This window comes from Maricaulis maris (genome assembly GCF_003634045.1).
Taxonomy (GTDB): Bacteria; Pseudomonadota; Alphaproteobacteria; order Caulobacterales; family Maricaulaceae; genus Maricaulis; species Maricaulis maris.
Map to the genome: position 1 here is coordinate 118,433 of NZ_RBIM01000002.1, position 19,620 is coordinate 138,052.

The following is a 19,620-nucleotide window of genomic DNA, read 5'->3' on the forward strand; positions in this document are numbered from 1 at the left end:
TCGTGGATTGCCGCAGCGCAGCATACTCGCTAGCCTTCGGCCTTACGACGCACACCGAGGATTTGTCCAGCCGCATGCGCTTTTCGATCGACAGCCACGACATTGAAATACCGGTGATACTGGCGCCGATGTCCGGTGTGACAGACCTGCCTTTCCGGCGCCAGGCCCAGCGTTTTGGCGCCGGCATGGTGGTGTCCGAAATGGTCGCCTCGGACGCTTTGGCGGCCGGTCGCCGTGACATGATCCGCAAGGCGGCGCTGGACGCGTCGTTGAAGCCCTGCGTCATCCAGCTCGCCGGGCGGCAGGCTCACTGGATGGCCGAAGGGGCCCGGATCGCTGAAGATGCGGGCGCCGAAGTCATTGATATCAATATGGGTTGTCCGGCCCGACAAGTGACAAAGGGCCTGTCCGGATCGGCCCTGATGCGCGATCTCGACCACGCCCTGACCCTGATCGAAGCGACCGTCGGCGCAACCTCCAAACCGGTCACCCTCAAGATGCGACTGGGCTGGGACCACGCCTCTCTCAACGCCCCCGACCTCGCCCGCCGGGCCCGCGATGCCGGTGTGCGCCTGGTCACCGTGCATGGCCGAACCCGGCAGCAATTCTACAAGGGCGAGGCCGATTGGAACGCTGTCCGCGCCGTCGTCGAAGCCGTGGACATCCCGGTCATCGTCAATGGTGATATCGAGACGGCGGGCCACGCCCGTGACGCGCTACAACGCTCCGGCGCGGCCGCCGTGATGATCGGTCGTGCCGCCCAGGGCCGCCCCTGGCTGCTCGGCGAAATCGGTCGCGAACTGATCGGGCGGGAAGGCGGCGAAACGCCCTGGGCCGACAAGATCGACGCCCTCGGTCAGCAGTTCGAGGACAGCCTGTCCCATTATGGCGAAGCCTTGGGTATCCGTATGATGCGCAAGCATTTTGCCAGTTTCTGCGATGTTGAATGCGGGGCCGGCGATGCCGATTGGGTGCGCGCCCAACGCGCCAGCCTGTGCCGTTCGGACCGGCCGGTCGAAGTCCATAGCGCCCTCGAAGGCCTGCGCGATGTGGCCGGACGTGCAGTCGCATGACGCCGGCAGCCACCCCGGGCACAACCATCCCCGGCGCGGCCGAGCTCGCTGCCGATCAGGCCGCCATCCCGGTGTTGGTCTTTTCCGCTGAAGCGCGCTGCCTGTGGGCCAATACCCAGGCGGAGGAATGGCTCGGCCTGTCGATGCGGCACATGCGCAAGAGCCGGTTCGGAACGCTGTCGGCAACATGCGCCCATCTCGCCAACATCATCGAACAGGCCTGCGCCGCCAACCGCACCGTGGTTGCCCTTGGCCGCATGCTCGGCGGCCAGGGTCCGTTTGATGTCCATGCCCGTTGGTCGGACGAACACAGTCAGTTGATCCTGTCGGTCCTGCCGCACCAGGAAACTGGTGCCAAGGCCTCTGAGGCACCGGCTCTGGGCTTTGGCCGCATGCTCGCCCATGAGCTCAAAAACCCGCTCGCCAGCGTGCGCGGTGCCGCCCAGCTCATCCGCCGCGAAACCGACCTTGATGGCGCCCGCGACCTGGCCCGCCTGATCATCCAGGATGTCGACCGGATCACCCGTCTGGCCGATCATTGGAGCCGTGTCGGGGATATCCAGCTGGGGCCGAATTCCGAGATCAATCTCAACCTGTTGGCGGTCAATGCGATGGACAGTCTGCATCGTGCCGATCCGGCGACCAAAGGCGTTCTCAAGGACAATTTCGACCCCTCCCTGCCGACCATCAGCGGCGATCCGGACCTGCTCATGCAGGCGGTGCTCAACCTGCTGCAAAACGCCTTTGACGCCGTCAAACCGGACCCCGGGGCCGAGATCGTCGTTGAAACCCGCTTCGATGCCGGTCCGAAAAGCCGCACCGGCGGCAATCCGACCCCGCTCGTCCTGTCTGTCCGCGATAATGGACCGGGCATTCCCGATACGCTCGGATCAGGTATCTTTACGCCTTTCGTGACGACCAAGCCGGCAGGCGAGGGGTTGGGACTGGCTTTCTCGGCCCGTATTGCCGCGCTGCATCATGGTCAGATCGATTTCGAGAGCCAACCGGGGCGTACGCTCTTCAATATCCGCCTGCCGATTGCAAAAAAGGACATGCCGTGACCGCGCGAATTCTGCTCCTGGAAGACGATGAAAGCCTGAAACTCATCCTGTCACGCGCGCTCGGCTCGGCCGGCTACCAGGTTCGCGCGACGGCCTCTCCCGATACCGCGCTCAACTGGATCCGCAATGGCGAAGGCGATCTCCTGCTTGCTGATGTCTTGCTCGATGGCACGAATTTCCTTGAAAACCTGGGCCTGGTGTCGCGTCTGCGACCGCAAATGCCGGTCATCGTGATGAGCGCACAAGCCACCGCTTCGACGGCGATCGATGCGGCCAAGGGCGGCGTGTTTGAATATCTGCCCAAACCCTTTGATCTCGACGACATGATTTCAGCGGTTGGTGCGGCCCTTGGCGATGTGGCCAAGACCGGGCGCAGCCGGATGACTGACGAGCCGACCGGATTCATCGGCCAGTCCTCGGCCATGCAGTCCTCGTTCAAGGCCATTGCCCGTGCTGCCACCAGCCAGGCGCATGTCATGATCACCGGCGAGCCCGGTGTCGGGAAACGTCAGGCGGCGGAGGCCCTGCTGCGCGCCCGCGGCATCTCGGCCGATGATGCGATCGTCGTGACACCGTCCAATACGGCCACGGAGATTTTCGGATCGACACAGGCCGCCCGCCAGGTGGTCTGGCTCCGCCTTGAGGAGTGGAATGCCGAGCAGCAGCGCGCCGCCCGTGATGCGCTTGATGCCGGTATCGGCCGGGTCATCGCGACGGCGTCCCATTCACCAGAAGCGGCCCTCGATACACGCTTGGTGGCGCGACTGTCGGAATGCGTGATCACGGTGCCGCCATTGCGCGAGCGCCGCAGCGATATTCCTGCCTTGTGTGAGGCATTTCTCGGCCAGTTTGCCCGCCGTGACAAACAGGACGTCGTCCGGCTGTCCAAGGACGCCGTGCAGTATCTTCAGGGTTCGGCCTGGACAGGCAATGTTGTCGAACTGCGTTCGGTCTTGTCGCGCCTGTCGCTGGCCACCCGCGGCCGGGTCGCGGGTCTGGATGATGTTCTGGTCGCCTTCTCGGCTGATGCCGGTGATTCCCGTGAAGACCTCGACGTGCACGCCAATGCGATCGCGGCGCTGTCACTGACCCGCGATAATGCCCGCAATGTCGCGATTGATGCCATCGACCGGGCCTTGTTTGCGCAGGCGCTGGACCGGTGCGGCGGCAATCGTTCGCGGGCGGCTGAATTGCTCGGGCTGAACCGCAATACGCTCGCGCGGCGACTGGCCGAGCTGGATGGTGAAGACGCCGATATGTGACCCATGCAGCACGGGTGTTGATTGTGTGCAACAACGGAGTAATGATGCGCTTCTGCAACATGTGAGACACACTTGCCGAATACTGCATCGAAGCCATTGATCCGTAACATCTCACCGCGTTCTGCGGCGCTGTTTGGCATCGGTTTCGTCACCTCAGCGATTTTCCTGACCATCGCCGCAACCGGCTTGCTGGGCGATAATGGTCTGATGCGCCTGAACGACCGGACGGTGACCGCGCTCCTGATCGGCAATGCGGTGCTCATTCTCGGTCTGGGCGGTGTGGTGGTCGTGCGGTTCGTGCGGCGGGTCCGGGCCCGGCGTTTCGGCGAACCGACACCGCGGCTTCACCTTCGCTTTGTGGCATTGTTCTCGCTGGCCGCTGCCGCTCCGGCTGTGTTGGCGGCGCTCTTCCTTGGTGCAGTTCTCAATCGTGGTGTCGATTATTGGTTCGGCGAGCGCATCGCCACCGTCGTCGACGGCACGGCAATCGTGGCCGGCGAAATCTATGAACGTGAAACGCACGCGGCCGGCAACCGGCTGAGCGCCATGGTCGAGGCCCTGAATCAGCCCGATGCGGTGGAGGCCTTCAGCTCCAGTCGCATCCAGTATGTCTGGGGCCTGAGCGCACTGGCGGCGCAGCAAAGCTTCTCGGCGGCTTATGTCGTGGACGGACGCGGCAACCTGTTGGCCCGAACGCGGTTCCAGGAGAACGAGCCCTATGTCGCGCCGTCAACCCGGCTCTATGAACTCGCCGATGAAGGCGAGGGTGGGGTCGCTGTGTCGACTCCGGAATTTTCCCCGGTCGGAACTGATGTTGTCCGCCTGCTGACCCAGCTGACGGCCTATGAAGACGCTTATCTCTACGCCTCTATCCCCATGAATGTGGACCTGTTCCGGCAGATGGAGGAGGCGCGGGTGGCGCTGCGCCGCGCCGACGAGCAGGAAAGTTCGATCCGGCAGACATTCTTCCTGCTCTATTTCGAAGTCGCCGCGCTGATACTGATCGGCTCGGTCTGGCTTGGCCTGAGCGCCGCCACCCGCGTTGTCACGCCGATTTCCCGCCTTGTTGCTGCCGCCGAACGGGTGCGTCGCGGTGATCTGGAGGCGCGCGTCCAGATGGGGCGCGATGATGACGAGATTGCCGCCCTGGCCCGCGCCTTCAACCGCATGACCCGGCAATTGCGCAGCCAGCGTCGCGAGCTGATCGAGAGCCATGCCGAAAGCGAACAACGCCGGGCTTTTATCGAGGCCATTCTGGCCGGTGTCCGGGCCGGTGTGATCGGCCTCGACAAGGACGACAAGATCACACTGATCAACCGTTCCGCGATCGGCATGCTGTCGCCCGGTTCGCACGATCAGATCGGTGCCCGGCTGGATGACATCACCCCGGCGCTCAGCGGGCTCGTCAATGAAGCACGCCGGCGCCCCGGCTCAGTCGCGGAAGCCCAGATCGATCTCGAGGCAGACGACGAACAAATCCGTCATATCACCGCGCGCGCATCGATGGATGAGGAAGCCGGCCTGGTGATCACCTTTGATGATGTGACGCGCCTTGTGACCGCCCAGCGTAATGCGGCATGGCGGGAGGTGGCCCGCCGCATCGCCCATGAGATCAAGAATCCGCTGACCCCGATCCAGCTCTCCGCCGAACGTATCCGCCGCAAGTATCGCGGCGAGATAAAGAGCGATCTGGAGACTTTTGACCGCTGCACCGAAACCATCGTCCGCCAGGTCAGTGATATCGGTCGCATGGTCGATGAGTTTTCCTCCTTTGCCCGCATGCCGCAGCCCAAGGTCGAGGCGGTTGAACTTGGCGAGTTGACCAAGTCCGCCGTTTTTGCACGACGCGTGGCGTCGTCCGGCATCGAAGTCAGTTTCGAAAAGCCGTCCGCCCCGGTGCTCGGCCTGTGCGACGCCCGCCTGTCCGGGCAGGCGCTTGCGAACATTCTCAAGAATGCGTCTGAAAGTGTCGAAGCGCGTATGGAAAGGGATGGCGGTTCGGGGGGCATTGCTGTCCAGCTGACCGAGCAGGATGGTTTCGCCATCATCTCTGTGACCGATGACGGGCTCGGCTGGCCGACCGCGAACCGGGAACGACTGACCGAACCCTATATGACCACGCGCGAGAAGGGGACCGGCCTCGGCCTCGCCATCGTCAAGCGCGTGATGGAAGACCATAAGGGGCGGCTCGAACTCGACCTGCCGCCCAGCGGAACGGGAGCGGTTGTCCGGTTGATATTCCCGCTCGCCGAACTGCCAGAACAAGAACTTCAAAGCACACAGGAGGCCTGATCGATGGCTCGCGACATTCTGATCGTGGATGATGAGGCGGATATCCGGGAGCTGATCGGCGGCTTGCTGGAAGATGATGGCTATGAAACGCGCGAAGCGGCGGATGCCGACGGCGCGCTGGGCGAAATCCGTGCCCGCAAACCTTCCCTCGTCATTCTCGACGTCTGGCTGCAGGGCAGCCGGTTGGACGGGATCGAACTGCTCGACGAATTCCGGGCCATTGATGCCAACATGCCGGTCATCGTGATTTCCGGCCATGGCACGATCGAGACCGCCGTCGCCGCGATCCGCAAGGGCGCCTACGACTTCCTGGAAAAACCCTTCAAGAGCGACAAGCTTCTGCTCACCGTGACACGCGCGCTGGAAACCAGCCGCCTGCGCCAGGAAAATGCCCAGTTGCGGGCACGCAGCGAGGCACAAAGCTCGCTGATCGGCGATTCCAGCGGTATCGTGCAGGTGCGCCAGCTTGTCGACCGGGTCGCGCCGACCAATAGCCGTGTCCTCATTCGCGGCCCGTCGGGCGCCGGCAAGGAATTGGTAGCCCGGCTGATCCACGACAACTCGCCGCGCGCACAGGCAGATTTTGTCGCCGTCAGTGCCCCGGGTATGTCGCCGGAGGGGGTCGAGGAGGAATTGTTCGGCCGCGAGAATGAGGACGGCAGCGTCAAGCATGTCGGCCTGCTGGAGCGCGCCCATGGGGGCACACTCTATCTCGACGAAATCGCCGACATGCCCAAGGACACGCAGAGCAAGTTGTTGCGGCTCTTGGTCGAGCAACGTTTCCGGCGTATCGGTGGCGCTGCCGACGTGCAGGTCAATGTGCGGGTGATTTCCTCGACGGCGCAGGATCTGGCTGGTCGGATACAGGGCGGCTTGTTCCGCGAAGACCTCTATCACCGCCTGGCCGTGGTGCCGGTGCAGGTGCCGCCCCTGGCGGACCGGCGCGAGGACATCCCGGCCCTGGTCGGTCATTTCGTGGACCGTCTAACAGCCTCTGCCGGCCTGCCGCGTCGCCGCTTCGGTGAGGATGTAATGGCCGCCTTGCAGGCCCATGGCTGGCCGGGCAATGTTCGGCAGTTGCGCAACAATATCGAACGCCTGCTCATTCTGGCGACCGGCGCGATGGATGAACCGATCACGCTGGACTCCCTGCCGTCAGAAGTCGTGACGCGGGAAAACCAGGATGTGGGGTTTGACGCCGAGAAGATGATCGCCTTGTCTTTGCGCGAGGCGCGGGAGAATTTCGAGCGTGAATACCTCAAGGCCCAGATTGACCGTTTTGGCGGCAATATCTCTCGCACCGCAGCCTTTATCGGCATGGAGCGGTCGGCCTTGCATCGCAAACTCAAATCGCTCGGGGTTGGCAGCCCGCAACGCGAAGGCGCGGCCTGACGCCGGACGGATGGATATCTCATGAAAGCGATTGTCTGCGGAGCAGGGCAGGTTGGTGTGGGTATCGCCCGCGCACTGGCGCGTGAAGGCAATGCAGTCACGGTCGTCGACTGGTCGACTGAGTTGATCGACAATGTCGTCACCGATCTCGACGTCCAGGGCATTGTCGGCCACGGCTCGCACCCGGACGTGCTGGAGCGCGCCGGCGCCGCCCAGGCGGACCTGTTGGTCGCTGTCACCCATTCCGATGAAGTCAACATGGTGGCCTGTCAGGTCGCCCATTCGCTGTTCCACACACCCATGCGCATTGCCCGCGTGCGAGCACAGAATTATCTCGACCCGGCCTGGGGCGACCTGTTTTCGACAGGGAATATGCCGGTCGATGTGGTGATCTCGCCGGAGCTGGAGGTTGGCCGGGCGATCCTGCAGCGGGTCGAAACACCGGGCGCATTCAACACCGCCGTCTTTTCCGGCGGGCGGGTGCAATTGTTGGGGCTGCGCCTCGACGAAAACTCGCCCGTCGCCGGCTCAACCACCGAACAGGTCATGGAATTGTTTCCCGACCTCCGGCTCGCCGTGGTCGGTGTGCAACGTGAACAAACACTCTTCATTCCCAAACTGCACGACCCCTTGCTGGCCGGCGATGACGTCTATGTTGTTACCGAAAGCCGTCAGGTACGCCGAATTCTCGACATTTTCGGACGCAATTCCGAACAGATCCGCCGCGTTGTGGTCGTCGGCGCCGGCAATATTGGTGTCTATGTGGCGCGGGCGCTGGAGCGGGCCGGTGGCGTCAAGGTCCGGCTGATCGAGGCCAACAAGGCGCGCGCCGAAGCCGCCGCCGAACGCTTGAAAAAGACGGTCGTCCTGCATGGCGACGGGCTCAATGCCAAGCTGATGCGTGAAGCCGGCGTCGCCGATGCCGAACTTGTGGTCTGCGTCACCAATGACGACAAGGTCAACATGTTGTCCGCCGTCATGGCCAAGCGGGAAGGGGCCGAACGTGCCCTGTCGCTGATCAATGACCGGGCCTTTGAAAGCCTGCGCGATGCCCTCGATATCGATGTCCTGATCGATCCCCGGGCGACCACGGTCTCGACCATCCTCCAGCATATCCGGCGCGGCCGGATCACGGGGCTGCAAAGCCTGGGTGGCGGCCAGGCCGAAGCGCTGGAGGGCGTTGCCCTGTCCACCTCACCGCTGGTCGGCAAGACGCTCGACGAGCTGGAATTGCCGGACGGGGTTGCCTTGGGTGCCGTGGTGCGCGGCGACAAGGTGATCCTGCCCTGCGACGAGGGCCGCATCCGCGAGAATGACCGGGTCCTCCTGTTCTGCAACACCGCGCTCATTCCCAAGGTTGAGCACCTGTTCCGCGTCAGCCTCGAATATTTCTGAGCCATGACGCCTGTCGCCTTTCTCCGGCCGCTTGGCGCGCTCTGGGTTCTCCTGGCGGGCGTGGCCCTGTTTGCGGCCTTCGTGGCGGCGGCGGTCGGCGAGCCGCATCTTGCGCCGCTGTTCGGGACGACGGCGCTGATTGCCTTCATCCCCGGCATCTTCATCCTGACAGCGACGCGGGGCCTGCAATCAAAAGCGAGTGCGCTCGATGCGCTGGGTCTGGCGCTTCTATCCTGGATTACCGCGCCGGCCATGGCGGCCCTGCCGTTCTGGCTGACCGGGTATTTCGATCCGATCGATGCTGTATTCGAAGCTTATTCGGCGGTCACGACGACCGGTGCGACGCTATTGCCGGCCGAGGATTTGCCACGCTCGCTGATCTTCTGGCGCGCCATCCTGGCCTGGCTGGGCGGTTATGCGTCGCTACTGCTCGCGATCGGCATTTTCGCGGCACTCGATCGGGACATTCCGGCGATCCGCAAGTCGGCGCTTTTGACGCTACGGTCCGACAATGTGTTTTCCCACTTGCCGCAAGCGGCACGGCGCATCGGCGTCATCTACACCATTTTGACATCGCTGATCTGGCTCGGTCTCCTGTTTGGCGGCAACGGATTGTTCACCTCGACCGTGCTGGCAATGAGCGCCATTTCGACCAGCGGCTATACGGTCGCCGATGGTGGCCTGTTGGCCACGATCGGTCCGATCTCGACACTGTGGGTGGTTATTGGCTGCCTGCTCGGCTCGTTGAACATTGCCCTGTTCTGGGATGTCCTCCGTGACCGCTCGGTTCTGCGCGACCCCGACATTCTCGGCATCAGCGCCCTGATTATCGGTTTGGGCTTCTTTTTTATCCTGGCGCGGCCCGGGACACCGTTTTCGGACTTCATGGATGCTGCCTTCATCGTGTCGACCAGTGGGTTCTCCGCTGGCGGTGGCGTGATACCGGCTCTCGCGGCATCGATCTTTGTCGCGCTGATCGGCGGAGCGGCAGCGTCGACGACAGGCGGCATCAAGGTGTCGCGGATACTGTTGTTGTGGAAACGCATGGGCGCCGAGCTTGCGGTCCTGTCCGACCCGCGAAGCGTCGTCCCGGTGAGCTTTCGCGGCCGCCGGGTACACGAGACGGCTTTGGTCGGGATCTGGGCCTATGTGCTCGCTTTCGTTGGCTCGATCGGATTGGGTACGATGGCGCTGACGGCGGCCGGTCTCAATTTCGAGGATGCTTTCCTCGCGATGACGGCGGCGCTCGCCAATATCGGCCCGTTGTTCGACCAGTCCGAGCCCTTGGCGAGCTGGTCGCACCTGCCCGACCAGACCAAACCCATCCTTATTTCAGCCATGATTTTGGGGCGTTTGGAAGTGCTCGCCGCGATCGCCGCCGTGTGGGCACTCTTCATCAGGAAGTGACGAAAAACCAATGCGCTTTGCCTATGTCAACGGACGCTTCTGCCGTCATGGCGATGCCGCCATTCATGTCGAGGACCGCGGCTTCCAGTTCGCCGACGCCGTCTATGAGGTCTGGAGCGTTCGCAACGGACAATTGATGGACGCGGACGGGCATTTCGGGCGTCTGGCCCGGTCATTGGGGGAATTGCGCATTCCCGAGCCACGCTGCCGTCCGGCGCTGGAACATATCATCCGCGAACTCCTGCGCCGCAACCGGGTCCGCGACGGGCTGGTCTATCTGCAGGTTTCACGCGGGCAGGCGAGGCGGGACCATGCGTTTCCGAAAAAGCCGATCACCCCGACCATCGTCCTGACCTGCAAACGACTCGATTTCGCGGCGGCCGATGCCCGTGCGGCGACCGGAATCGCGGTGATCACCGTTCCCGACGAGCGCTGGGCGCGTTGTGACATCAAAACTGTCAACCTGTTGCCAAATGTCCTCGCCAAGCAAATGGCGGTGGAGGCCGGGGCTGTCGAGGCTTGGCAAGTCGACGCAGACGGCTTCATCACCGAGGGCAGTTCGACCAATGCCTGGATCGTGACCAAGGCCGGCACATTGCTCACACGGCAGGCCGATCATGGTATACTTCACGGCATAACTCGCGCTCGAATTATTGAATGTGCCCAAAGGCTTGGGCTTGATGTCGTGGAACGCGCCTTCACCCCGGAGGACGCGCTGGATGCGCGCGAGGCTTTCCTGACGTCCGCGACTTCGTTCGTGACACCGGTAGTTTCGATTGACAACAATGTGATTGCCAATGGCGAACCCGGTTCACTGACCTCCGCGCTCCGCGAGGCCTATCTTGGCGAGGCGTGAGCCCATAATCCAGCTTCCCATGCAAAATGAAGTGGTTGCAGGGCAAGGCAGGGGCTGTATACCCTACATACGAATCGCTGATCAAAGCGACGCATGCGGAGCCAACATGTCGCACGATAAAAAACAAAATCTCCAGGATGTCTTCCTGAACTCTGTGCGTAAAACGAAGACGCCCCTGACCATTTTCCTCGTCAATGGGGTCAAGCTGCAGGGCGTTGTCACCTGGTTCGACAATTTCTGTGTCCTGCTTCGCCGCGACGGGCTGTCCCAGCTTGTCTACAAACACGCCATCTCGACCATCATGCCGGCCGCACCGGTCTCGCTGTTCGAGGATGACAAGGCGGATGAAGACGCAGCGGAAGAGAGCGCCACGGATTGATTGAGCGCGAGGCGCCGGTATCACGCGCCCTTGTCATTCATCCCGCCAGCCGCGCTGACATGGAACGCGCCGAGGCGCGTCTCGAAGAAGCTGCCGGATTGGCCGAAGCCCTCGACCTTGAGGTCGTGGACGCTTCCATATTGCAAATCCGCAAGATCGATAGCGGCCGCTATTTTGGTCGTGGAAAGCTTGCCGAATTGGGCGAGATGATTGCCGATCTCGAGGCCAATGTCGCGGTAATCGACACCGCCCTGTCGCCGATCCAGCAACGCAATCTGGAAAAAGCCTGGAATGTGAAAGTGATCGACCGGACCGGTCTGATCCTGGAAATTTTCGGCCAGCGCGCGCGTACAAAGGAAGGTGTGCTGCAGGTCGAACTGGCCCGTCTGGCCTATGAACGCTCGCGCCTGGTGCGGACTTGGACCCACCTGGAACGCCAGCGTGGCGGCCGCGGCTTCCTGGCCGGCCCCGGGGAGACACAGATCGAGACCGACCGGCGTCTGCTGAACGAAAAAATGGCCAAGCTGCGCCGTCAGCTCGACGAGGTCCGCCGGACGCGCGCCTTGCACCGCTCGAAGCGTCAGGATGTGCCGTTTCCGACGGTCGCGCTGGTTGGCTATACCAACGCAGGAAAGTCTACGCTTTTCAATTCGTTGACCGGTGCCGGCGTGTTCGCCCAGGACATGCCGTTTGCGACCCTGGATCCGACGGTGAGGGCGGTCGATCTGCCTGGTGGCACCCGTATTCTCCTGTCAGACACGGTCGGCTTCATTACGGACCTTCCGACCGAGCTTATCGCGGCCTTCCGGGCGACGCTGGAGGAGGTTCGTGAGGCGGACCTTCTGGTCCATGTCATCGACTCCTCGGATCCGGATCGCGACGGCCGGATCAAGGATGTCGAGAGCGTGCTGGATGCGATCGAGGCCGGGCCGGCGCACGAACAAGCCATGCTGGAAGCCTGGAACAAGGCGGATCGACTGGACGAAGACGGCGCTGAAGACCTCGCCATCACGGTGCAGATGGCCAATCTGAAGGCCGGCCGCCCGGTCAAGCTCGCCTTGTCGGCGGTGACCGGCGAGGGCGTTACCGTGCTCGTCGAAGCCGTCGAGCGGGCCTTGTCACGCGAGAATGAGCGGCTGGAAATCCGGATTCCGCCGCAGGACGCACGCGCCTTGGCCTGGCTGCATGCGCATGGCGATGTGTTGGCCAGCAAGATCGATGCGGAAACCGGTGCCACCACGATGCAGGTTCGCCTGCACCCGGTCGAGGCCGGACGGTTTCGCGCACAGTTCCCCGAACTGGCAATCCCGCAGGGGATTGGCGAGGTCGAGGACGAAGATGATTTCTGACCGGACCTGTCGCTGATCAGGCCGGTTCGGTGGTTGATTTCTCGATCCGCTTGGCCTCGTCCCACAGTGCTTCCATGGCGTCCAGGGACGTGTCTTTCATCGCCTGACCGCGGGCGGCGAGCGTGTCCTCGATATGCCGAAAGCGGCGCTCGAACTTGGCATTGGCGCTGCGTGTTGCCGCCTCGACATCGACCTTCATCTTGCGACCGAGATTGGTGCACACGAAGATCAGGTCGCCGATCTCCTCGGCGACCGCGTCGGCATCATCGGCCGCCATGGCTTCACGCACCTCGGCCAACTCCTCGTCGACCTTTTCCAGAACGCGGTCAGCGGTCGGCCAGTCAAAGCCGACCGTGGCGGCGCGCTTTTGCAGTTTCTGGGCGCGTTTGAGGGCGGGAAGGGCGACCGGCACATCGTCGAGCAGGCTCTCGCCCTTGTCCGAGGACTTCCGTTCGGCTGCCTTGATCGCCTCCCACTCAGCTGTCTGCGTCTCGGAATCGCGCGTGTCGGCATCTCCGAACACGTGCGGGTGGCGGCGGATCATCTTGTCATTGATGGCGGCAGCGACATCGTCAAAGCCGAACAGACCGGCTTCAGCGGCGATCTGGCTGTGAAACACGACCTGGAGGAGGAGGTCGCCCAACTCGTCCTTGAGCTCGTCATAGCGTTTGCGCTCGATCGCATCAGCGACCTCATACGCTTCCTCGATCGTGTAGGGCGCGATGCTCGCGAAATCCTGTTCCAGATCCCAAGGGCAGCCGCCATCGGGATCACGGAGCTTCGCCATGATGACGCGAAGACGGTCGATAGGGGCGAGATTTTCGGGCGGCGTGGCCATGACGTCTCCGGATTTGTCGAGCGCAGTTTCGTCGCGACCATAATCCGATTTGCCGCGCTGTAAGCCCGCCGCCGATACTTAAAGCAGGAAGAAAATTCAGACCTCTCATACCACGCGAACGAATTCCTCGCTGATAGCGCGCCTTAAGTAGGTGGTGCGTCGCATTGAATTTATTCGATAAATTGGATGAGGGGGTGCTACCGGGTGTCGGCGCATCTCGTTGCTGGCGCACGTCCGTTTAGCGCATAATAAATATTATGAGAAATAAATGATGGATTTATCGAGCCCGGCGCTGCGCGAAACTGCGCGACAAAGTGCCGGTCAAATCGGTCAGTCGCGGATCGAAATCACGCCGTCGACCTCTTCCAGCATGAGACCGTCATGCCCTGGGCGGACTCCGTCCGGGAGTCGTGCCGCGAGCTCGGCATGGTCGAGTGTGATGTGGAGATTGGTCAGAATGCCGATCGTCGCATCGACCCGGCTCAGTGCGGCGAGCGCCGCATCGACGTGAAAATGTGTCGGATGCGGTTCGTCGCGCAGCGCGTCGACGACCCAGCAAGTCACGCCGTCGAGAATTTCGGCGCTATCCTCCGGCAGTCCGTTGATGTCGGCCGAGTACGCGATCTGACCAATCCGGAACCCGAGCGATCGGATCCGGCCATGTTCCTGGTCAAACGGGATGATCGCAACCTCGCCGCCCGGACCACCGACCAGCACGCGTTCGCCAAATGCCGGCATGTGACGCTGGTCCAGGATTGGCGGATAGCCGGAATTCGGTGCCGCCTGAAAGGTATAGCCAAAACGAGTGGTCAGGGTTTTCGCGGTAGCGGTGTCCATCCATACCGGAATGCGCTGGCGCTGCAGATAGGCAAAGGCGCGCAGGTCATCAATGCCATGGGTCTGGTCGGCATGGTCATGCGTCATCAGGACACCGTCGATCCGCGTCACGGCGGTCGACAACATCTGCTCGCGGAAATCCGGTGATGTGTCGATAACGACCCGGGTCACCGCCTCGCCACCCGCCAGATCGGCCTGGGAGTGTGCATGCTCGACAAGCGCGGAACACCGCCGACGCCGGTTTCTCGGGTTGGCGGGGTCACAATCGCCCCAATCACCATTGGCGCGTGGCACGCCGCCGGATGATCCTGTTCCCAGGAGCGTCAGGCGGGTGACCCCACTCACGGACCCGGGACCCGGTCAAACAGGCGGAAGAAATTCTCGGTCGTGCGTCGCTCGCACTCTGCTTCGCTCCAACCTTTCACCGCCGCCAGGCCGCGCGCCACATCCGGCAGGAAAGCCGGCTCACAGCGGCGTCCACGGTGCGGCATGGGCGCCAGATACGGGCAATCGGTCTCGACAATGACCCGGTCGTCGGCAACCTCGTCGCGGAACACCACGCGGACCTCGTCGGCCTTTTTGAAGGTAATGATTCCGGAGGCGGCGAAATAGGCACCCAACTTCGACGCCCGTCGGGCCAGTTCGGCGCCGCCGGTGTAACAATGCAAAAGCGGGCGAAACGCCCCCTTCCCCATTTCCGCTTCCAGCAGATCGGCCATCGCCTCATCGGCGTCACGCGTGTGCAGGATGAGGGGCAGATCGGTTCGTCGAGCGGCTTCGATATGGGCAACAAGCGACTGAAATTGTTGGTCCTTGGGCGAGTAGCCGTAGTGAAAATCAAGGCCGGTTTCGCCAATGCCGACGACTTTGGGGTGGGCGGCAATCTCGATCAGCTCGTCCGCTGTAATGTCCGGACGATCCTTGGCGTGGTGCGGATGCGCGCCGATCGTGCACCAGATATCGTCATGCGTTTCAGCGATCGCTGAAACGGCTTCAAAATCAGCAAGCTGGCAACAGATGGTGATCATGCGTCCCACACCGGCCGCCCGGGCTCGGTCGATGACCGCATCAAGATCCTCGGCGAATTGCTCGCCGTGCAGATTGACGTGACTGTCGATGAACATGTCTAGGCGCGGGCCTTTTCCTTGCGCGCAACATCGCGGACCTGGCCGAGCGCGCTCAAAATTGTCTGCTTGGGGTCGAGATAAAGGGCGTTGGCGTCGCGGACAAGCGTGTTGAGGTTACGCCAGCTATCCAGCCAGTCCGTTACGTCGCGACCGGCCTCGGCCCGGTCACGCGCCTGGACGCGGATCGCATTGGCCAACACTTCATAAAACAGGTCGCGCATCTCCTCCTGCCCTTTCAGGCTGAGGCGGTCAGCGATTTTGCGGATATCAGCGTCACTGGCTGCTGCACCGCGATCCACCAGGAGATTGACCTCGGCCGCCAGCTCGACACCGCCACCGGCAATCAGCGTCAGCGCCCGACCGGGTGCGCCGCCGGCCAGTTTCGAGGCTGCCAACGCCGACCCGGCATTGTCGGCAGCCCCCGTCTCTTCCAGCCAGCCCGCTGTGGCTTCGACCGAAGGCGCGCGAAGCGACAAGCGACGACAGCGCGACCGGATCGTGGCAGGCAAACGTCCCGGCGTATGCGTGACCAGAAAAAGCACGCCGCGATGCGGTGGTTCCTCAAGTGTCTTGAGGAGTGCGTTGGCGGCGTTGTTGTTCATGTCATCAGCACTATCGACAATGCAGACCCGCCAGCCGCCACCGCCCGAGCTCATTTCAAAGAAATGCGGTGCCCGGCGCGCCTCCTCGACCGTGATCTCGCCGCGCCATCGCTTGCGCTTCTCGTCCCAGGGGCGCCGCAATAACAGAAGATCCGGCGTGGCTTGCGACTCGATCAGCTTGCACACCGGGTCCTGGGCGCCGGCACCGAGCGGTCCCGCTTCCGGCATCGCGCGGGCTCCCAATACACGGCGCGCGGCGCGCCAGGCCAAGGTTGCCTTGCCGACGCCGCGCGGTCCCGTGATCATCCAGGCATGATGCAGGCGACCGCTCTGCCAGGCGTCGGCGAAGGCCTGTTCGGCGGCGTCATGGCCAAACAAGTCGTAGCGTTCGCGGGGCGGCAGGCAGCCGGGCTGGACATCGGAGCCAATATCCGGATCGGTACTCATGTGGTGGCAATCAGCCGGGTGTCGATTGCGGTCATGGCTGCGTCAAGAAGCTGGTCGGGCGTGGAAGCGCCGTCCAGGACGGCGCATCGTTGCGGCGCCTCGGCGGCAATGTCGAGAAAAGCCTGACGCAGGCGCTGATGATATGCGGTGTCGAATTTTTCAAACCGGGTTGCCTTTTCGCCCCGCTCCACGGTCCGTTCCAGACCGGTCGCCGGATCGAGATCGACGACCAGGGTAAGATCGGCGTTGAAGTCTCCGAGTGCGAAATGCTGCAGCTCGGCCAGATCAGATGCCGACAATCCGCCTGCCACGCCTTGGTAGGCCCGAGTGGAATCGGCAAAACGGTCACACAAAACCCAGGCGCCACAGGCCAGGGCCGGCTTGATGCGTCGTTCGACATGGTCAACGCGCGCCGCAAACATGAGCAGGGCTTCGGTGCGCGCCGACCAGCGTTTGACATCGCCATTGAGAAGAATGTCACGGAGGAGTTCAGCCCCCGGCGTCCCCCCCGGCTCGCGGGTCACCACGACGTCAATCCTGCGCTTGGCCAGTTTTTCGGCCAGCCTGCGGATCAGTGTGGTCTTGCCAACGCCCTCGCCGCCTTCCAGCGTGATGAATTTCCCCGCCGCCACGTCTCAGCCTCGCAACATGTGCGCAAGGGCAGCACCAATCCGGCCCATCAGGCCTTTCTGGGCGACGCTTTCTGCGGCAACGAGATCGTATTCGCGCGGCGGATAATCCGGGGCTTCAACGATCAGCGTGCCGACGACATCGCCTTCATTGACCGGGGCAACAAGCGGGCCGTCATAACTGACCGTGACACTCAGATCGCGCCGGGCGCGGCGATGCAGCCCGGCCGTGATGTCAGCATTGACCCGCAACGCAACGCGTTCCGTTTCGCCCATGAAAACCTCGGCTTGGTGATCAACCACATCACCGGCTTCGAACAGGCGATAGAGGCCGTAATCCGACAGCGCTGCCCGCATCATGCGCTCGGCTTCGGTGGCGCGGGCGGCGTTCGACGTCATGCCATTGAAAACGATGATGCGGCGCTCGCCATCACGCTCGGCCGAGCCGACAAGCCCGTAGCCGCTTTCCTCGGTATGGCCGGTCTTCAGCCCGTCGGCACCGGAAAACACGCCCAGGAGCGGATTACGGTTATACTGGCGGATGCCGTTATACGTGAATTCACGCTCGGCCCAGAGACCGTAATAGTCCGGATGATCCTCGATCAGGATCCGGGCCAGACGGGCCAGGTCGAGGGCGCTGATGCGGTGATCGGGGTCAGGCCAGCCGGTCGCGTTGGCGAAGCTGGCGCTGGTCAGGCCAAGCTCATGGGCCCGATCGGTCATCATGTCGGCAAAACCCCGCTCGCTGCCACCGATCGCTTCGGCAAGCACGATACAGGCATCATTGCCGGACTGGATGATCACGCCGCGCAGAAGGTCCTCGACGCGGGCCCGTGAATTGACCTCGAGAAACATGGTGGAGGAACCGGACGCCGCACCGCCGGTCCGCCAGGCATGTTCAGAGACCGGGAGCTCGTCATCCAGTGACAATGAGCCGGCTTCAAGAGCCTCGATAACCATCAGGACGGTCATCATCTTGCTCATCGAGGCGGGCGGCATCGCCTCCTCGCCATTGCGCGAGAACAGGACTTCACCGGTCTCGGCGTCAAGAATGACGGCGTGGCTGGCATCGGTCTGATACGTGGCCTGTGCCGCAAGCGGCGCGGTGATCACGAGCGAAAGAAGGAAGGCAAATGCTGATAAGACGCGCACGTCGATACGCTCCCTGGCCGGAATCGGAACTGCTTCGAGGCGAGATGAGCATTGAAGCGCGGCAAGACGATGGCGTCCAGCGCCGCGGTCACGAAGACGGCAGTGGCCGGGACAACATCCCCGGTCAGTTCATCGCGACAATGCGTGTTTCATAGACGCCCCAATCGGCCAGCGAGCCGCGCGCAGCCTGGGCTGCGGAGCGATCGGCCCAGCGTCCGAAGAAGACCCGCCAGACCTGTCCGCGACCGGAATTGCCGGCTTCTACCCAGACCTCACCGGCACCATCCAGGCGCCGGGCGAAGGATTGGGCATTGTCGGGATCGGAAAAAGCACCCAGCTGCAGTGAAAACTGGCCGGCCCCTGCACTGGCCGGCTGCCAGGCCGGGCTTGGCTCCATCGTGACCGGTTCAACTGTCGCAACTTGTGTCGTGACAGGCATTTGGGTCGGCACTTGTGCCGGTGCCGGTTCGGCATTGGCATGATAGACCCGGTTCGGCGGTGCACCGTCTTCGTGGGCCGGGCCGAGATATCTCACGCGGACATGCGCCAGCCCCGTACCGATATAGTCGAGCTCCGTGGCTGCCGCACGGCTGAGATCGATCAGGCGATTGTCCACAAATGGGCCGCGGTCGTTGAGCCGCACGATCACCGAACGGCCGTTCTCCAGGTTTGTGACCTCGACGATGGAGGGAATCGGCAGGGTCGTGTGCGCCGCTGTCATGGCGTGCTGGTCGAAGACTTCGCCATTGGCGGTCGGGCGACCATGGAAATTCGGGCCATACCAGGATGCGATACCGGTCTGGTCGTAGCGGTCGTCCCGCCGCGGCTGGTAAGTCCGCCCGGCAACGGTGTAGGCGCGCCCGACTTTTTGATGGTCACTCGATGCGGCGATCAGGCCGTTGGTACTGACCGGGGCTGTGGAGCGTGTCGACGTGCTGGTCGCCGGCTGCCACGGCCCCGAACCACCGGCGGTCGAACCGCCACTGGAATAATGACGCAGATTGTCCGGTGTCGATGAGCAGGCCGCCACCAGGCTCAAGGCCAGGCCCGCCAGAAAAAGCCGCCAGTTCTGCACGCCGCGATCACTCCGCTTTGGAATTTCGGTCCAGTCACCTGTTTAGCGCAGAATGGTGAAAGGAGCGTAAGCTGCATCTGGAGAGTTGCGCACCATGCGCCAAGCCGTCTAATTGAAGCGACCGGAGGGGTGGCAGAGTGGTCGATTGCGGCGGTCTTGAAAACCGTTGAACCGCGAGGTTCCGGGGGTTCGAATCCCTCCCCCTCCGCCATTCGCTTGGTAACTGGCCCCGGCGTCGCGATAAAAGTGGCATTGCCGCCCCAAGCGTCATCAGGCATTCTGCTCATCTCATATCAGCAGAGGTCGCCATGAAGAGAATCGTCACTTTTGCCGCCGTCGCGCTTTTTGCGGTCAGCCTCGCCGGGTGCAATACGATCCGCGGGGCCGGACAGGATATAGAGCGCGCCGGCGAGGCCGTTCAGGACTCGACCAACTAGGAAAACACGA

Annotated in this window: 18 protein-coding genes and 1 tRNA gene; 12 read left to right on the plus strand and 7 right to left on the minus strand. The window is 62.9% G+C overall.

What is annotated here, in order from left to right; translation table 11 throughout:
- Positions 1-74 precede the first annotated feature (74 nt).
- The 10 genes from dusB (at position 75) to hflX (ending at position 12,466) form a co-directional block, all read left to right on the plus strand.
- Positions 75-1,073 carry a tRNA dihydrouridine synthase DusB gene (gene dusB / locus C7435_RS03655; protein WP_121210092.1) on the plus strand — a complete coding sequence of 333 codons (999 nt, stop codon included), beginning with the start codon at positions 75-77 and terminating at the stop codon, positions 1,071-1,073.
- A complete protein-coding gene (locus tag C7435_RS03660) occupies positions 1,070-2,134 on the plus strand; it encodes a two-component system sensor histidine kinase NtrB (protein ID WP_121210093.1) in 1,065 nt (354 codons plus the stop codon). The genes dusB and C7435_RS03660 overlap by 4 nt, the downstream gene beginning before the upstream one ends.
- A complete protein-coding gene (locus tag C7435_RS03665; RefSeq protein ID WP_121210094.1) occupies positions 2,131-3,396 on the plus strand; it encodes a sigma-54-dependent transcriptional regulator in 1,266 nt (421 codons plus the stop codon). Before C7435_RS03660 ends, C7435_RS03665 begins: the two co-directional genes overlap by 4 nt.
- Before the next feature lie 72 nt (positions 3,397-3,468).
- Complete coding sequence (locus C7435_RS03670) at positions 3,469-5,688, plus strand: sensor histidine kinase (protein ID WP_233350671.1); 2,220 nt, start codon at positions 3,469-3,471, stop codon at positions 5,686-5,688.
- A 3-nt stretch (positions 5,689-5,691) separates the two neighbouring features.
- On the plus strand, positions 5,692-7,080 hold the full coding sequence (gene ntrX, locus C7435_RS03675) for a nitrogen assimilation response regulator NtrX (protein WP_121210095.1): 1,389 nt from the start codon (positions 5,692-5,694) through the stop codon (positions 7,078-7,080).
- Between the two features lie 21 nt (positions 7,081-7,101).
- Positions 7,102-8,475: a Trk system potassium transporter TrkA gene (gene trkA, locus C7435_RS03680; protein ID WP_075189823.1), complete on the plus strand. Its 1,374-nt coding sequence runs from the start codon at positions 7,102-7,104 to the stop codon at positions 8,473-8,475.
- A gap of 3 nt (positions 8,476-8,478) precedes the next feature.
- On the plus strand, positions 8,479-9,882 hold the full coding sequence (locus C7435_RS03685; RefSeq protein WP_121210096.1) for a potassium transporter TrkG: 1,404 nt from the start codon (positions 8,479-8,481) through the stop codon (positions 9,880-9,882).
- 10 nt (positions 9,883-9,892) lie between these two features.
- The gene (locus C7435_RS03690) at positions 9,893-10,738 is read left to right on the plus strand and encodes a D-amino-acid transaminase (protein WP_121210097.1); all 846 of its coding nucleotides are present in this window, start codon (positions 9,893-9,895) and stop codon (positions 10,736-10,738) included.
- 106 nt (positions 10,739-10,844) lie between these two features.
- Positions 10,845-11,117 carry an RNA chaperone Hfq gene (gene hfq / locus C7435_RS03695; RefSeq protein WP_075189826.1) on the plus strand — a complete coding sequence of 91 codons (273 nt, stop codon included), beginning with the start codon at positions 10,845-10,847 and terminating at the stop codon, positions 11,115-11,117.
- Positions 11,114-12,466: a GTPase HflX gene (gene hflX / locus C7435_RS03700; RefSeq protein ID WP_121210098.1), complete on the plus strand. Its 1,353-nt coding sequence runs from the start codon at positions 11,114-11,116 to the stop codon at positions 12,464-12,466. The genes hfq and hflX overlap by 4 nt, the downstream gene beginning before the upstream one ends.
- A 16-nt stretch (positions 12,467-12,482) precedes the next feature.
- On the opposite strand, the gene mazG is transcribed toward hflX, so the two are convergent.
- The 7 genes from mazG to C7435_RS03735 form a co-directional block, all read right to left on the minus strand.
- Entirely contained in the window at positions 12,483-13,304 is an 822-nt protein-coding gene (gene mazG, locus C7435_RS03705) for a nucleoside triphosphate pyrophosphohydrolase (protein ID WP_121210099.1), read from the minus strand.
- 330 nt (positions 13,305-13,634) lie between these two features.
- Positions 13,635-14,435, minus strand: coding sequence for an MBL fold metallo-hydrolase (locus C7435_RS03710; protein ID WP_233350672.1), 801 nt, complete (start codon positions 14,433-14,435; stop codon positions 13,635-13,637).
- A 47-nt stretch (positions 14,436-14,482) separates the two neighbouring features.
- The gene (locus tag C7435_RS03715) at positions 14,483-15,265 is read right to left on the minus strand and encodes a TatD family hydrolase (RefSeq protein WP_121210101.1); all 783 of its coding nucleotides are present in this window, start codon (positions 15,263-15,265) and stop codon (positions 14,483-14,485) included.
- 2 nt (positions 15,266-15,267) lie between these two features.
- The gene (locus C7435_RS03720) at positions 15,268-16,317 is read right to left on the minus strand and encodes a DNA polymerase III subunit delta' (RefSeq protein WP_121210102.1); all 1,050 of its coding nucleotides are present in this window, start codon (positions 16,315-16,317) and stop codon (positions 15,268-15,270) included.
- Entirely contained in the window at positions 16,314-16,949 is a 636-nt protein-coding gene (gene tmk / locus C7435_RS03725) for a dTMP kinase (RefSeq protein ID WP_121210103.1), read from the minus strand. The genes C7435_RS03720 and tmk overlap by 4 nt, the downstream gene beginning before the upstream one ends.
- 3 nt (positions 16,950-16,952) lie before the next feature.
- Complete coding sequence (locus C7435_RS03730; RefSeq protein WP_121210104.1) at positions 16,953-18,098, minus strand: D-alanyl-D-alanine carboxypeptidase family protein; 1,146 nt, start codon at positions 18,096-18,098, stop codon at positions 16,953-16,955.
- 124 nt (positions 18,099-18,222) lie between these two features.
- Complete coding sequence (locus tag C7435_RS03735; protein ID WP_170150332.1) at positions 18,223-19,173, minus strand: septal ring lytic transglycosylase RlpA family protein; 951 nt, start codon at positions 19,171-19,173, stop codon at positions 18,223-18,225.
- Between the two features lie 123 nt (positions 19,174-19,296).
- Between C7435_RS03735 and C7435_RS03740 the strand changes: the two genes are divergently transcribed.
- A tRNA-Ser gene (locus C7435_RS03740) sits at positions 19,297-19,384 on the plus strand.
- Positions 19,385-19,481: 97 nt separating this feature from the next.
- Positions 19,482-19,610: an entericidin A/B family lipoprotein gene (locus tag C7435_RS03745; RefSeq protein WP_121210106.1), complete on the plus strand. Its 129-nt coding sequence runs from the start codon at positions 19,482-19,484 to the stop codon at positions 19,608-19,610.
- The last annotated feature ends 10 nt before the right edge of the window (positions 19,611-19,620 follow it).

Coding starts and splice junctions, on each gene's coding strand:
- dusB (WP_121210092.1), top strand. CDS start 75: ATGCGCTTTTCGATCGACAGCCACGACATTGAAATACCGGTGATACTG.
- mazG (WP_121210099.1), bottom strand. CDS start 13,304: ATGGCCACGCCGCCCGAAAATCTCGCCCCTATCGACCGTCTTCGCGTC.
- hfq (WP_075189826.1), top strand. CDS start 10,845: ATGTCGCACGATAAAAAACAAAATCTCCAGGATGTCTTCCTGAACTCT.
- C7435_RS03720 (WP_121210102.1), bottom strand. CDS start 16,317: ATGAGTACCGATCCGGATATTGGCTCCGATGTCCAGCCCGGCTGCCTG.
- C7435_RS03745 (WP_121210106.1), top strand. CDS start 19,482: ATGAAGAGAATCGTCACTTTTGCCGCCGTCGCGCTTTTTGCGGTCAGC.
- trkA (WP_075189823.1), top strand. CDS start 7,102: ATGAAAGCGATTGTCTGCGGAGCAGGGCAGGTTGGTGTGGGTATCGCC.
- C7435_RS03660 (WP_121210093.1), top strand. CDS start 1,070: ATGACGCCGGCAGCCACCCCGGGCACAACCATCCCCGGCGCGGCCGAG.
- C7435_RS03690 (WP_121210097.1), top strand. CDS start 9,893: ATGCGCTTTGCCTATGTCAACGGACGCTTCTGCCGTCATGGCGATGCC.
- C7435_RS03685 (WP_121210096.1), top strand. CDS start 8,479: ATGACGCCTGTCGCCTTTCTCCGGCCGCTTGGCGCGCTCTGGGTTCTC.
- ntrX (WP_121210095.1), top strand. CDS start 5,692: ATGGCTCGCGACATTCTGATCGTGGATGATGAGGCGGATATCCGGGAG.
- C7435_RS03715 (WP_121210101.1), bottom strand. CDS start 15,265: ATGTTCATCGACAGTCACGTCAATCTGCACGGCGAGCAATTCGCCGAG.